The organism is Sphingomonas sp. CFBP9019 (assembly GCF_034045155.1).
Classification (GTDB): Bacteria; Pseudomonadota; Alphaproteobacteria; order Sphingomonadales; family Sphingomonadaceae; genus Sphingomonas; species Sphingomonas aerolata.
In genome coordinates, this window is the sequence record NZ_JAXCWK010000002.1 from 36,940 (window position 1) to 50,692 (window position 13,753).

The following is a 13,753-nucleotide window of genomic DNA, read 5'->3' on the forward strand; positions in this document are numbered from 1 at the left end:
CAAGCTTGCCAACGGAGAGCCGTCCACACATGGGTCGCTGTAGCCTTGAGGAGATCAAACGTCTCGACCACTGAGGTCGGTTCAAAGTGCCACGGCTATTAAGCAACCCATCATGGACGGCTCCGGCAAAGGGTATCCGGTGACACCGTCCAACCCCGCCAAGTCAGGCCAGTTCTGACGCCAACAAATAGCGCTGAGCCAACTAGCCCTGCGAACAAGCCGACCCATAGCGCATCGAAGATCATTAGAATCCATACGACTGCCGCTGGCTGCCCCATCGCCAGCTTATGATTTGCCATGTGCAACGCCTGCGAGGGCGCGAACGCGAGGGCTGCGAGAAGGATGAGGACGACAGCTGCCGGCAGGAGCGATGTCATGGCCCGTTTCGGCGTAACGGCTGCTTCTTCTAGCAACGCACCCACCACATAGACGAGGAACCCTCCCTGGATCACTGCCGAGAGGATCTGAAGCGGAATGTTAATTGCGGGGGCAAGGCCCTGGGTCTTAAGCCAGGCGAAAGGTGACGCGACTGCAAATCCGATCAGGAGCCCAGCAATCACGCGGGCCAGGGCTGCAGGCGGCACCATCAGCGTTCGACGTATGGACCCGACAGCCCAATAGCGGGCCGTCGCAAGTATCGTAATCGTGAAGCCGGCTACTTTCAGGTAGCCGAAGCTCCAGCGCAGCGGGCTCGACGAGAGAGCGCGAAAACGGCTCATGGACTCGAACATGCCGATATGGATTTCGGCGGCATGCTGCAGGAACTCTGGCAATACCGCGATGAGCAGCAGCAACGGCGCTGCCAGAACCATGGTGCCGCCAAACCTGTACGTCTCGTACGCCGCCCGCCCGACATCCCGTAACCCTGCCAGGGTCCCACGTGGCTTCTTATGCCCGTCAGTCATTTCACTCCCCCTCTGACGTGAAACTCAGGATGTCGCCGGGCTGACAATCGAGCGCCAGGCAGATCGCCTCGAGCGTCGAAAAGCGGATCGCCTTGGCTTTGCCCGTCTTCAGGATGGACAGGTTAGCCATAGTGATGTCGATCGCCTGCGACAGGCTGGTCAGGGTCATGCCTCGCGCGGCCAGCATCTCGTCCAGCTTGACGATTACCGGCATCAGACGGTCAGCGCCAGGTCGTCGCGCATAGCCGTCCCAACCCGGAAAACGCGAGCAAGCGCGAACACCATGATGACGGCGATCCAGCCAGTGAAGGCTGGCGTCCAGGTTGCGTGGTCGGCACCCATCCGATCGAGCGCCAAGATGATGAGCCCCATGGCCAGGTCGAGCAGTTGCAGTGTCAGCAACGCCCAGCCGATCCTGGTTAGTCGATCCGCGTTGAGAGCGACGAATGGATCGCCTGTGCGCACCGTGCTGACCATCGCCAGCAGGCGCGTGAAGATTTGATGCACTGCCACAGCTGCGATGATGCCGAGCACCGCCATGATGCGCAGTATGACGATAATACCCACTATGTTGCTGTTCGGGTATTTGGTGGACAGGTGTCCGGCGATCACATCACCGAAGACGAAAGACAGGGCAACCGCTGCGGCAAAACCGATCGCAGCGAGCCAATTGGCGCCATTGGCGAAGCGCAACACGCCACTGATTATCCGCAGTCCCTTGTCCTGCATCTTCGACTCCTTATCGATAAACAATGTGCATCGATTATCGATAAGGTCAAGGACGAAAGATGGCTGCTTGATTGGCTTCTATCAACGTCGGCTGCTGTTCCAGCCCCTCCGATAACGGCGTTAGTTCGATATGAATGGGCGTCCGAAGCTCGCAAGCGGGCAGGTCAGCGCGGGGATGAACGAATGTCTGCAGTTGGGGAGCGGGGAAGGGCACTCGAACGTCCGCAATTGGGTCAATGCACACCGGCACCCACGGGCTGCGGCAAAGGATCTCCGTAGAAGATGCCCCGGCCATCGGTCGCCAAGTAGACGCGGCCGAAGAGGCGAGGATCGCCCGTGATGACTCGGTATCTAAGACCCCATTGGTGCGCGTCGTCGTTGATCCGGAACCAGCGCGCGCCCGCGTCGGTCGAGCGCCACAGCCCGCCAAACGTCTTCGTGACCCCGAAGGCGTAGAGAGTCGGCACGTGCCCGTCGGGCGCCGCCTTGCCGAGACCGAAGCTCACGAAATACATGTCACGCAACACCGGATCGACTGGCGTGGACGCAACGAACGTGCGGGCACCGTCGCTGGTGTGGAAGAAGCGGCCGCCTAGGATCAGCCAGAGCTCGCCAGCCGTCCCCGGCGTTGCCGCCGCCATTGGTTGAAACTCCCGTGCCGCCGGGCGCGAGCTGGCAATGCCGGCCGGGAGTCCCTGCGCGGGCGCCTGCGTGAACGTCTTCGCCCCGTCACGACTGAGGAAGATACGCGCGCCAGCATAGTCGATTGCGTACCAGGCAAGGGGGTCGACCTTGTCGGCGACCGCATAGGTGCGTTCCGGTAAACCCTTGGGTCGCCACCAGATCCGCCCCCTATCGGCCGTGGCGAGCGTCACTAGCCCAGACACCAGGAAGGTGCTCCCATCCGCCGAAACAGTGATCGGTGCCTGGCCATCGGCGTCGATCCGCCGTGGCGCGGCGGACCCGATCGCGATCGGCGACGCCAGCATCTTATGCCAGCTGCGGCCTCCATCCTCCGACCAGCCGAGCGACGCCCCCTCAGGATCGGGGGAATAGCCTGATGCGCTCCGAACGATGATCTTGGGCGCCACGCCGGCATAATCGACATTGTTAGTCTGCGGCAGGTCGGGATCGGCGAAGGCCCGCTCCGGCGCGCGGTCGAGCCGATCGTGGACGAAGCCGTGCGTGTCGCCGATGCCGGAGATCAAGTGGGGTCCCTCGGGCGGACTGACGAGGCTGAGCGGCACCGCCTCTTCGATCCCGGTGACCCAGGGCCGCCAAACCATGTCGGCCTTGTCCGCTTGCTTGGTTCGGAACACCGTCAGCCCCGTGGCATAGGCAAGCGTGGCACCGTCGAACGGATCGAACGCCAGACCCGCGATCCAGCCGCCAAACCCGCCCTTGTCGAGCCGTAGCCAAGGCGCCGACGAGAGATCGCGTGAACTCCGCTCCCGCAGGCTCGTCCAGTGCGCGCCCCCGTCGGACGACAGCCAGACGGTATCGCGATGGTTCCAGCGATCGACCGTCGACACCGCCAGCCGGCCGGGTTGCAGCCGATCGAGGCTGAGCCCCATGTAGCCGCCCTCGGCCTCGTCACCGCGCGCAGGCGTGATGTTCGTCCATCCGCCCGGCCTCGGGTCGAGCTTCCAAACCTCACCTAGTGCGATCCCGTTCGGACCGATGTCGGAGCAGTAATCGATGTAAAGCATGCCCTGTTGGTCTACTGCCGCCTTGACGGGCAGCATGGTCGAGGCCGGACCTCCGGTGACGGCGCTCCAGCTTCGACCGGCGTCGGTCGAGCGGTACAGGTGTTGCACCGTTGCGTCTGCGACGCCGGCATACATGGCGCGCGACCGGCCAAGGGCAGTTTCGCCCGGCGGGCCGAAGACCACGAAGGAGACGCCGCCATGGGTGTGGTTCGCGGCGGGACGGCCAAGCCCCTTCCACGGGAACCGCTCGACCTTGTGCCACGTCCGGCCGCTGTCCTCACTGTCCCAAAGACCGTCGTGCCGCGATCCGAAGAACAGGTGCGTCCGCCGATCCGGGTCGATCGCGAGGCGCTCGCCCAGACCGCGACCGTCCTCGTTGCCGCCCATGCTGAAGGGAACCGGCGTTACCTGCCAGGAAGTGCCGCGATCGGCGCTCCGCATGATCGCCGCAGGCTGGCCGAAGTACATGCCCGCGGCGATGTAAATGATGTTTGGGTCCACCGGGTCCGGCGCGATGCTTTCGACGCCCATGTAGCTGTTCTGCGCTTGGCCGTCCTGAAGCGCAATCCAGCGCTGCGTCAGGGCATCCCAGCGATAGGCGCCACCCACATCGGTACGCAAATATGCGAGGTTCCTTTCTGCGACGCTGAACACGATGGCAGGCGAGAACCCGCCGCCGCCGATCACGACATTGTTCCATTGGTACGGCAGTGGGGAGGGAACAGGCAAAGTGGGAGCAGCAGCGAGCGAAGCTGCCGCGAGTCCGAGCAGCGGGATAACGAGTTTCACGCGGTCACACCTCTCCGATGTGTCCAAGTTAGCGAAGCAGGATCGGGACGGATAGTCTAGTCGTCTCACATATCGGCCAGAAACGCTACACTCGATTCAGGTGCTGGTTTATGGTTCGAAAACTCTGTGAACTGGTTCGTATCGCCGGATTAATGTCCGTCCGCTTTCGGGCACGGTATGGTCGATCGCGAACGGACGTATGTAGGTCGTCTCGGCCGGAAAGCTGCCAGTCGGCTGACGCAATTGTCGCCGTTCGAAGACGTCTCTAGCATGCCTGATAGCGGACGCTGAGATGAGTGGAGGCGTGGATGAAAAAGTGGCGGTTCACAGGGATAGTGGCCGGAATCGGACTGGTCGGCATCTATTTGTTGAACGCATCTTGGCTTGCGGCTGCACCAGTAGGGCGACCTAACATCCTTGCCCACCGTGGCGTACATCAGACGTTCGACCGAACAAATCTGAAGCAGAGTGATTGTACTGCCATTCGGATGCGTCCGCCCACCAATCCGTTCATAGAAAACACTATGGCGTCGATGCGTGCGAGCTTCCATCTAGGCGCGGATCAGATCGAACTTGATGTTCATCCCACCACGGATGGCGAGTTCGCCGTATTCCATGACTGGTCGGTGGAATGCCGTACGAACGGCAAGGGCGTGACACGCGAGTTGAGCATGAAGTACCTTCGCACGCTCGATCTTGGCTATGGCTACACGACGGACGGCGGTAGGACCTACCCATTTCGAGGTAAATTCGTGGGGCAGATGAAGACTCTCCATGAGGTGCTGGCCGAGTTTCCGGACAGGCGTTTTCTGATCAATATCAAGAGCAACGACCCAGCCGAAGCCGATCAACTCGTCAAGTACCTCAAGGCAAAAGGCGATGAGACGGGCAAGCGAATAGGCATTGTGGCCAGCGATAGGGTTCTTGATCGGGTCGGAGCCCTTGCTCCAACTACCAAGGTGTTATCAGTCGATCGCACGAAGGCATGTTCCTTTGGATACCTCGCGGTTGGCTGGAGCGGTTACGTGCCTGAGAGCTGTCGCCATGGCACGATTGGCGTTCCCGTCAACTTGCGCTGGGCCTTCTGGGGGTGGCCGAACCGCTTCCTCCAGCGAATGCGAGATGCGGATGCCGAGGTCATGGTAGCGGGGCCGCTCGGCAGCACAAGCGGCGATCCCGGCATTACCGATACCGTTCAACTCGATGCCATTCCCGACCGGTATGAGGGCAGCATTATGACCGACGACATCGAGAAGGTCGGTCCTGCGGCATTGCGGCGCTGGCCGCGATCGCCGGCCGGCCGATCTTCGCTGGCAGTTAGGCTTTGTCTCAAGCCTACGGATCGGGCTTTGGGAACGCTGTCCACCTTCAGATACTCGGTTCACCCCTTAAAGGCGGCAGCGTGTACGACATCGGTGATTTGCCTCAGCATCTTCAAAAGCGGTCGGACGGCTTTCCACCGACTATCGTAGTTCAGCGTTAAAGGCCCGGCATCTTACCTGTCGTCCGATCAAGATTAACGAATGTCGGAAGTTGAGATGCGCTCGGGGCGGCGTCAATGACCGGAAATGGGTCTCTCAGATCTCGGTGCGTTCGGCCAATTCCAAAGCGCCCTCCACGTCAACGCCCAAGTAGCGCACCGTGCTGTCGATCTTGGCATGGCCGAGAAGGATCTGAACAGCGCGGAGGTTACCAGTCGCCTTGTAGATGATCAACGCTTTCGTGCGCCGTAGCGAATGCGTCCCATAATCCTGCGCTGGAAGGCCGATGCCGACCACCCAGTCGCGCACAAGGCGGGCATATTGCCGCGTGCTCATGTGGTCCATGTAATCGTTGCGGCTCGGGAAAACGAAGTCGTTCAGTGTCCCCCCACGTCGCTCCAACCATGCCCGCATCGTCTTTCGCGCCGTGTCCATTATCTCGAACTGAACCGGTCGTTTGGTTTTTTGCTGAACCACGACGGCGCGGTCACGGACGCGCCCGCCGGAAACTACATCGCCGATCCGCACCCTGACCACGTCACAGCCGCGCAGCTTGCTGTCGATGGCGAAGTCGAACAGCGCTCGGTCGCGCAGTCGCCTCTGCTGGTCAAGCCAGAAGCGAATGGCCCAGACCTGTTGCTGTTTTAGCGCCCGCTTCGCACCAATCAGCCGTCCTTCGTTCCAGGGACGAAGTTCGTGAAAGGCGGGGTCCATTGACGAGTGACCCATCGATCATCTCCATCGGCCCACATCGGTCAATCGAGTATACGCATGCGCAGTAAACCGTCGGTTTAGAAATGTGGTTGATCAGCCGTCGATGATGCTGAACGAGCTGTCGGTTTCGGGCGGCGCCGCGCAGTCGCTGCGGCCGGAAGTGGGTCCTCGTCAGCGCGTAGCGGCTTGGTTGCAAGGTACGATGGCTTTGCCCGCTGTCGTGTCAGCCGCTACCCAACGTGTGATAAGTAAAGGACATGCGGTGGCGAGCGTCAAAATCAGCGGACTTTCAAAGAGCTTCGGCGACACCATAGTGCTCCTGCCGACCGACCTGACGATTGCCGACGGCGAGTTCGTCGTCCTCGTCGGGCCGTCGGGTTGCGGCAAGTCGACATTGTTGCGGATGATCGCCGGGCTTGAGGTCCCAAGCACCGGAAGGGTGGCGATCGGCGGACGCGATGTGACCGATGCGGCGCCGTCGGATCGCGGGCTGGCGATGGTGTTCCAGTCCTACGCGCTGTACCCGCATCTCACAGTCGCGGAGAACATCGCGTTTCCGTTGAAGGTCGCAAAAGTCGCCAAGCGCGAGATTACCGAGCGCGTCGCGGAGGTCGCGGCGATGCTCGATCTGTCGGATCTGCTCGACCGGCGGCCGCGAGCCTTGTCGGGTGGGCAGCGTCAGCGGGTATCAATCGCGCGCGCAGTCGTGCGTCGACCGAAGGTATTGTTGCTCGACGAGCCGTTGTCGAACCTCGATGCCAACCTGCGCGCGCGGATGCGGCACGAATTTGCGCGGCTGCATCAACAGCTTGGCGCTACGATGATCTACGTGACGCACGATCAACTCGAGGCGATGACGCTCGCCAACCGCATCGTCGTAATGAGCGAGGGGCGTGTCGAGCAGGTCGGGCCGCCCATCGAAGTGTACCGCCGACCGGCGAGCCTGGCGGTCGCCGCGGCGATCGGCTCGCCCGGGATGAACCTGCTGGCGGCGACGATCGCGTCGGTCGATGCTGACGGGACGACGGTAAGGCTGGCAGGCGGCGAGACGGTAAGGACCGGCGCGATCGTCCCGGCGGATGCGGTAGGTTCGCCGGTCACGCTCGGCGTTCGCCCCGAACATCTGTATGTCGACGACGCGGGGCCGTTCGTTGGCGCGGTCGAGCTATTCGAGCGGCTCGGGCCGTTGTCGTTCGCGCATCTCGGCGCGCGCGGCGCGGCGGATACGATCGTCGCGCAATTGCCGGGGGACCGCTCGATCACGCTTGGCGAAGCCCTGCGGGTCGGCGTTGCGCCCGATGCCGCGCATGTGTTCGGCGCCGATGGCCGCGCCTATCCCTTCACGCTGCCTCCGAGCAGCCCGGTCAGGTAATAACGCTGCATCGCCAGGAAGAGCAGCAGCACGGGCATTGTCGTGACGACCGCGGCGGCCATCATCAGCTCGCCATCCGCCGAATGCTCGCGTGCGATCGCCGCGACCGCGACCGGCAGCGTGTAGAGATGCTGGTCGGCCAGCACGATCAGCGGCCAGAGGAAGTCGTTCCACGAGCCTAGGAACATGAATAGCGCCAGCGTGACGACGATCGGGGTGAGCAGCGGAAGGACGATCGTGACGAAGATCCGCGCCTCGCTCGCGCCGTCGATCCGCGCCGCGTCGATCATCTCGTCGGGGATCGCCAGCGTCGCCTGCCGCACGAACAGGATCGCGAAGATGCCTGCGAGGCTTGGCAGGATCACGCCGGCATAGCTGTTGACGAGCCCGAGCCGCTTGAAGATCAGGAACAGCGGCAGCATCGCAACCTGGCCCGGTACGACCAGCGATGCGATCAGGATCTTCAGTAGCCGTTCTCGTCCGCGGAAGCGGAGTTTAGCGAACGCATAGCCCGCGGGGACCGTGAGCAGCAGGCCGAGCAGCGTCGAGATCGTGGCGATGGCGACGCTGTTGAACAGTGCGGGGACGATCCGGTAGTCGAACCACGCGTCATCGATCAGCCGCCGGACGAGCAGCTCGTGGTAATTCTCCAGCGACCAGCGCGATGGCCAGAGCGGCGTGGGGAGGTTGCTCGACTCGCCGCGCGGCATGAACGAGACGATCACCATGTAGAGCAGTGGCGCGATCGTCAGCGCGGTCAGCAGCACCACCGCCGCATTGGCGAGGAACGCACGCGGTTTTATCAGAGCCATTCGTAGCGCCTCCCGATCCGCGTCTGCACCATCGTCAGCGCGAGGATCATCAGGAACAGGACGAACGCGACTGCGCTGGCCTGGCCGAGATTCCACCATTTGAAGCCTTCGTCGAACATGAAATACAGGATCGTCGTGGTGCTTTGCGCAGGGCCGCCGAGAGTCATGACATAGGGCTCGGCGAAGATCTGGAGAAAGCCCGCGACGCTCATCACCGCGGCGAGCAGCAACGTCGGGCCGATCGCAGGGAGGGTGACGTGGCGGAAGCGGCCCCAGCGACCGGCGCCGTCAAGCCGCGCGGCTTCCATCAGGTCCTGCGGCACTGCAGACAGCGCGGCGGTGAAGACGATCATGTTATAGCCAAAGATCTTCCACGTGACGAAGATGAGGATCGCGGGAATCGAGGTGTGCGGGTTGCCCAGCCAGTCGACCGGCGCTGCCCCAATTGTCGCGAGTGCGCGGTTGATCAGCCCCGAGCGTTCGTTGAACAGGAAGCGCCATACCACCGCGGTCGCGACGATGCTGGTGACGTAGGGCGCGAACAGCAGCACGCGCCACAGCGGCTTCCACCGCACCGTCGCGTCGTTGAGCAGCAGCGCGACGGCGAGCGACGCACCGATCGCCATCGGCACGCCGAGCAGGGCGAACAGCGCGGTATTGCCGATCGCGCGCCAGAACAGCGGCGTCGAGAACAGGTCGATGAAATTGCCGAGCCCGACGAAGCGCAGGTTCGCCCAGTCGGCGAGCGCGTAGATCGAGTAATCGGTGACCGACAACGCCATCGCCAGTGCGGTCGGCAGGACGAAGACCAATGCGATGATCACGAGGACCGGTGCGGAGAAGAGCCAGGCGGCCCGTTCCTGGCGGGTCATGCCAGCGTGCCCGCCTCGACCAGCGCGCGGCGCTTGGCGAGCAACTGGTCGACGCGCGTGTCGAGCCCGGCGAGCGCCTGCGGAATCGTCTGGACGTTTCGAACGACGCGTTCGGCGGCGAACTGGATTTCGAGTTTGATCCGCTCCCATTCGATCACCTTCGGTGCGGTGGCAGGGAAGCGCATCTGTGCCTTGAACGGCGCGAGTATCGGCGCGCGGAGTTGCGGCGACGTCCACGCACTAAGCCGGGCCGGGAGATTGCCGATCATGGTCTGGTAGCGGAGTTCGCTCGCCGGTGAACTGAGGTGGCGGACCAGGGCCCAAGCTTCGGCCGGGCGCGGTGTCGACGCGGACACGCACAGGCTGGTGCTCAGCCCCGACACTGCGCCGACGCCGTGCGGACCCGCGAGCCGCGCCGTCGCCCAGCGCTCGGCGGGGATCTCCGCGGCACGTCGATGGAGGTCGAGCATCGTCGTCGGCCCGGTCGGCCAGATCGCGAAATAGCCTTGCGCGAACGCCGCGACCGGATCCTGAATCTCGGTCGAGAGCGCTTTTGGCGCGAGCCCTTCGGCAAATATACGCGCGTAATAGGCGAACGCGGCACGAGCCTCCGGCGTCTGGAAATTGCCGCGCGTATCATGGTCGCGCAGCAGCGTCGCGCCGGTCTGGCCGAGCATCGTGATGAGCATGTCAGGCCAGTTGAGCAGAAGCATGAACACGAAGTCGTCCGGCCGCTGTCGCTTGATGGCATGACCCATGCGGAGCCAGCCGTCCCAGTCTTCGGCAGGCGCGGCATAGCCAGCCTTGGCGAGGATATCTCGTCGGTAGAACTGGACCTGAGGCGCGACCGACCACGGCACGGCGAAGTCGCGCCCGCCGACACGGGTCGCGTCGAGCACCCCGGGGAACAGATCGGCGACCATGGCCGGCGACGGGACGGGGGCGATTGCACCGATCGTGGCGAATTCCTGGACCCAGCCGGTATACAGCATCAGCACGTCGGGCATGGCGCCGCCAGCCTGCGCGGTCAGCAGCTTTTCGTGTGCTGCGGTCGCAGGCAGCGATTGTATGTCGACCGGGATCCCGGTCGCGGCGGTGAAGGCGGGCATCAGCATCGGCGAATAATCGCCCTCGTAGCTCATCGCCCAGAATTTCAGCGGTTCGCGGGCGCGCGATCGGGCACAAGCCGCGAGGCCGAGCGTCGGCAGAAGCCCGAGCGCGCTTCGTCGAGTCCAGTCGTGCGGCTGTGCCCCCATCGCCGGATCGTGGCGCATCGCGGCGTTCCACGCCACCCTCTGCGGGAGGCGACAACCAGCGAAATATTGCGTTAGGTTAATGCCTTGGTGGGGATTGCACGGGCGACATGCTTGCCCCGTGGCGGCCGATGAGCTTAAGCCGGGGGAGACGCTGGCGGGGGCCAATGCCGGCGAACAGGGAGAGAAGTCATGCGTATCCTTCGCCGCCGTCATCTGTTGTCTGGCGTCGCGATGCTTGCGGCAACGTCGGTACAGGCACAGATCACTTCACCGGCCACCGATGCGCCCGCGCCGGACCCGGCCCCGGCCCCCGAAGCAGCAAGTGAGATCGTCGTGACCGGTTCGCGCATCGCCCGCCCCGATTACGCGGCGCCCAACCCGATCGTCTCGTTCAGCGCGGCCGACCTCCAGCAGTCGGGCAACACCAACGTCACGACCTTTCTCCAGCGCGTGCCGGCGCTCACTAATTCGCGGGACAGCACGCGGACGGCGGGCAACGCGCAGGCGGACGGCAGCTTCGGGCAGGTCGGGCTCAACTTGCTCGACTTGCGGGGGCTTGGCCCCAACCGGACGCTGGTGCTCGTCAACGGCCGCCGCCATGTCGCCGGCCAGCCTGACACCGCTGCTGTGGACATCAATGCGATCCCCACCGACCTGATCGAGCGAGTCGATGTGCTCACGGGCGCGGCGTCGGCTGTGTACGGCGCGGATGGCGTCTCGGGCGTCGTCAACTTCGTGCTAAAGCGCGACTTCGATGGCGTCGCGGCCCGCAGCCAGTTTGGTATCTCCGAGCGTGGCGACGCCGCCAACCGCTTTGCCTCGCTGATCGCAGGCCGCAACTTCGCCGACGGCCGCGGCAATTTGACGCTCGCGTACGAGTATAACGCCGACCAGCCGCTCGCGAACGACGATCGTCGGTCTCTCGCACAGGGCGACCGCCAGTATTTCGTCAACCTCGACAATTACGACCCGACGCGCGCTGGGCGCTACAAGATCGGACCGATCGGCGACCTGCGCTATCCGTACAGTTCGAACCAGGGCATCGTGTATATCGGCGACCAGACGTTCCGCGGCGACGGCGGGCTCTACACGCCCGGGCGCTTCCTGCAGAACGACGGGTATTCGATCGGCGGCGACGATACGCCCGTCGCTGGGTATATCGGCGATATCTTCCCGCGCACCCGGCGCCATGCGGTCAACGCGTTGACGCACTACGACGCCTCGGACGCGTTCAAGATCAGCCTTGAGGGCAAGTTCGTCCAGTCGACCGTGACCAGCTTCGGCGGTTATGGCGGCAATTATCCGGCGACCATCGCGCTCGACAATCCGTATATCCCGGCAAGCATCCTGGCGGCCGCGAGAGCTGCCGGGCTCGGCTCGGTCGATGTCAACCGCAACAATTTCGACATCCCGCGGCGTGGCGAGGAAGACCGCCGGCGCACCTATCGCGGCGTCGTCGACGTCACCGGTCGCATATCGGAGCACGCCAGCTACGACGTCTCCTACACCTACGGCCAGACCGACGTCCGCGCGACCAAGCTCAACGACCGTCTCAACGATCGCTTCCTGAACGCGCTCGATGCGGTGCGCGCGCCGGGGGGAACGATCGTCTGCCGTTCGGCCGACGCCCGCGCGGCCGGCTGCGTCCCGGTCAATACGTTCGGCGGCAGCACCGTGGACCCGGCCTCGTTCGGCTATTTCCTTAGCAACCCGGCCAGCAATGCGCGACTGACTCAGCACGTCGCTAACGCCTCGCTGAACGGCGACTTCGGACAGTTTTTTACACTGCCCGGTGGCCCGGTCGCGTTTGCTGTCGGTGGCGAATATCGCCGCGAGTCGAGCAGCTTCCGTCCGGCGCAGGCGATCACCGACAATCTGTTCTACCAGTATGACGAATACATCCTGCCGACCCCGTCGAGCGGCCATTTCGATGTCTGGGAAGCATTCGGCGAATTGAACGCGCCGATCCTGAAAGACGTACCGTTCGCCAGCCTGCTCTCGGTCGGTGCCGCGGGACGCTATTCGTATTATTCGACGGTCGGCTCGACCCGTGCGTACCAGTTCAACGGCATCTACGCGCCGATCCGCGAGATCAGCTTCCGCGGCTCCTACGGCCGCTCGGTCCGCGCGCCCAACATCGGCGAAATATTCCGTCCGCAGACCGGCAGCAGCAACTTCTTCTCCGATCCCTGCTACCTCGGCAACCGCACGCTCGGGACGCAGTTCCGCACCGCGAACTGCCAGACGCTGATCACCGGCGCAGGGGGCAATCCCACCACCTTCACCGCGCAGAACAACCCGAACGCGACGATCTTCATCCCCGGCACGCAGCAGGGCAATCCGGATCTGCGCGCCGAAGTCGCCCGTACCTGGACTGCAGGCGTCGTGGTACGGCCAATTGCGGGGTTGTCGATCGGGCTCGACTGGTACGATATCCGGCTGCGCGACGCGATCAACACGCCCGATGCGAACACGATCGCGTCGCTGTGCGTCGACCAGCCGACGCTCGACAACGCCTATTGCAACGCGATCAGCCGCGAGCGCGGCACCGGGTTCATCAATGGCTATGTTGTCCAGCCGCAGAACGTAGCGGCGTTCCGCACCGCCGGCGCCGAACTCAACATTGCCTATCGCTTCCGGACGGCGCGAGCAGGCGCGTTCGATATCCGGCTAGTCGGCGGCTATCTCGACAAGCTCGAACAGGTCGCCACGCCGGGCGCCATCACCGAGGACAATGTCGATCAGCCGTTCCGTCCAAAATATACCCTCACCTTCTCGCCGAGCTGGACCGCGGGGGCGCTGACGCTGAGCTACAACCTGCGCTGGCAGGACGGCGTCCGCCGGTTCGCGAAGGTCGATACCGATGCGAACCCAAGCCTCGTCGATCCGCGCTATTTCCGGTACAAGGAGCTGTGGCAGCACGACGTGCAGGCGGAGGTTGCGATCGACGCGCGGTTCTCATTCTATGGCGGGGTCAACAACCTCGCCGATCAGAAGCCCGACATCGGCTTCGAGACCAACGTGCCGATCTCGCCTGTCGGTCGGTATTTTTACGCGGGGGCGAAGGTCAGGTACTGAGGCGGTAGCGAGTTGACCGCGAGGGACGCCTCGACG

The 13,753-nt window shown here is 63.7% G+C and carries 11 protein-coding genes; 3 read left to right on the forward strand and 8 right to left on the reverse strand.

Annotation, left to right across the window (positions count from 1 at the left end; all coding sequences use genetic code 11):
- Window positions 1-110 precede the first annotated feature (110 nt).
- The 4 genes from SOM18_RS04290 to SOM18_RS04305 all read right to left on the reverse strand — a co-directional run bounded on the left by SOM18_RS04290 (window position 111) and on the right by SOM18_RS04305 (window position 4,030).
- Entirely contained in the window at window positions 111-812 is a 702-nt protein-coding gene (locus tag SOM18_RS04290; protein ID WP_320481354.1) for a hypothetical protein, read from the reverse strand.
- A 94-nt stretch (window positions 813-906) separates the two neighbouring features.
- Entirely contained in the window at window positions 907-1,119 is a 213-nt protein-coding gene (locus SOM18_RS04295) for a helix-turn-helix transcriptional regulator (protein ID WP_320481355.1), read from the reverse strand.
- Window positions 1,119-1,634 carry a DUF2975 domain-containing protein gene (locus SOM18_RS04300; RefSeq protein WP_320481356.1) on the reverse strand — a complete coding sequence of 172 codons (516 nt, stop codon included), beginning with the start codon at window positions 1,632-1,634 and terminating at the stop codon, window positions 1,119-1,121. Before SOM18_RS04300 ends, SOM18_RS04295 begins: the two co-directional genes overlap by 1 nt.
- Window positions 1,635-1,867: 233 nt before the next feature.
- Window positions 1,868-4,030, reverse strand: coding sequence for a hypothetical protein (locus SOM18_RS04305; RefSeq protein WP_320481357.1), 2,163 nt, complete (start codon window positions 4,028-4,030; stop codon window positions 1,868-1,870).
- Window positions 4,031-4,440: 410 nt separating this feature from the next.
- Between SOM18_RS04305 and SOM18_RS04310 the strand changes: the two genes are divergently transcribed.
- Window positions 4,441-5,604: a glycerophosphodiester phosphodiesterase family protein gene (locus tag SOM18_RS04310; protein ID WP_320481358.1), complete on the forward strand. Its 1,164-nt coding sequence runs from the start codon at window positions 4,441-4,443 to the stop codon at window positions 5,602-5,604.
- Between the two features lie 105 nt (window positions 5,605-5,709).
- On the opposite strand, the gene SOM18_RS04315 is transcribed toward SOM18_RS04310, so the two are convergent.
- Window positions 5,710-6,342, reverse strand: a complete 633-nt coding sequence (locus tag SOM18_RS04315) for a tyrosine-type recombinase/integrase (RefSeq protein WP_320481359.1) — start codon at window positions 6,340-6,342, stop codon at window positions 5,710-5,712.
- Between the two features lie 247 nt (window positions 6,343-6,589).
- Between SOM18_RS04315 and SOM18_RS04320 the strand changes: the two genes are divergently transcribed.
- Window positions 6,590-7,699 (forward strand): ABC transporter ATP-binding protein, encoded by a 1,110-nt coding sequence (locus SOM18_RS04320; protein ID WP_320481360.1) that lies wholly within the window; start codon window positions 6,590-6,592, stop codon window positions 7,697-7,699.
- On the opposite strand, the gene SOM18_RS04325 is transcribed toward SOM18_RS04320, so the two are convergent.
- The 3 genes from SOM18_RS04325 to SOM18_RS04335 are packed head-to-tail and all read right to left on the reverse strand — an operon-like array spanning window position 7,660 to window position 10,657.
- The gene (locus SOM18_RS04325) at window positions 7,660-8,511 is read right to left on the reverse strand and encodes a carbohydrate ABC transporter permease (protein WP_234422797.1); all 852 of its coding nucleotides are present in this window, start codon (window positions 8,509-8,511) and stop codon (window positions 7,660-7,662) included. The two genes, SOM18_RS04320 and SOM18_RS04325, sit on opposite strands and share 40 nt — an antisense overlap.
- Window positions 8,502-9,383 (reverse strand): carbohydrate ABC transporter permease, encoded by an 882-nt coding sequence (locus SOM18_RS04330; RefSeq protein WP_252574809.1) that lies wholly within the window; start codon window positions 9,381-9,383, stop codon window positions 8,502-8,504. The genes SOM18_RS04325 and SOM18_RS04330 overlap by 10 nt, the downstream gene beginning before the upstream one ends.
- A complete protein-coding gene (locus tag SOM18_RS04335) occupies window positions 9,380-10,657 on the reverse strand; it encodes an extracellular solute-binding protein (RefSeq protein ID WP_320481362.1) in 1,278 nt (425 codons plus the stop codon). Before SOM18_RS04335 ends, SOM18_RS04330 begins: the two co-directional genes overlap by 4 nt.
- 171 nt (window positions 10,658-10,828) lie before the next feature.
- On the opposite strand from SOM18_RS04335, the gene SOM18_RS04340 reads away from it, so the two are divergent.
- A complete protein-coding gene (locus SOM18_RS04340; protein WP_320481363.1) occupies window positions 10,829-13,717 on the forward strand; it encodes a TonB-dependent receptor plug domain-containing protein in 2,889 nt (962 codons plus the stop codon).
- The last annotated feature ends 36 nt before the right edge of the window (window positions 13,718-13,753 follow it).

Excerpts from the sequence above, each read along its gene's own strand:
- SOM18_RS04325 (WP_234422797.1), bottom strand. The coding sequence starts at position 8,511 with ATGGCTCTGATAAAACCGCGTGCGTTCCTCGCCAATGCGGCGGTGGTG.
- SOM18_RS04340 (WP_320481363.1), top strand. The coding sequence starts at position 10,829 with ATGCGTATCCTTCGCCGCCGTCATCTGTTGTCTGGCGTCGCGATGCTT.
- SOM18_RS04300 (WP_320481356.1), bottom strand. The coding sequence starts at position 1,634 with ATGCAGGACAAGGGACTGCGGATAATCAGTGGCGTGTTGCGCTTCGCC.
- SOM18_RS04295 (WP_320481355.1), bottom strand. The coding sequence starts at position 1,119 with ATGCCGGTAATCGTCAAGCTGGACGAGATGCTGGCCGCGCGAGGCATG.
- SOM18_RS04335 (WP_320481362.1), bottom strand. The coding sequence starts at position 10,657 with ATGCGCCACGATCCGGCGATGGGGGCACAGCCGCACGACTGGACTCGA.
- SOM18_RS04310 (WP_320481358.1), top strand. The coding sequence starts at position 4,441 with ATGAAAAAGTGGCGGTTCACAGGGATAGTGGCCGGAATCGGACTGGTC.
- SOM18_RS04315 (WP_320481359.1), bottom strand. The coding sequence starts at position 6,342 with ATGGGTCACTCGTCAATGGACCCCGCCTTTCACGAACTTCGTCCCTGG.
- SOM18_RS04290 (WP_320481354.1), bottom strand. The coding sequence starts at position 812 with ATGGTTCTGGCAGCGCCGTTGCTGCTGCTCATCGCGGTATTGCCAGAG.
- SOM18_RS04330 (WP_252574809.1), bottom strand. The coding sequence starts at position 9,383 with ATGACCCGCCAGGAACGGGCCGCCTGGCTCTTCTCCGCACCGGTCCTC.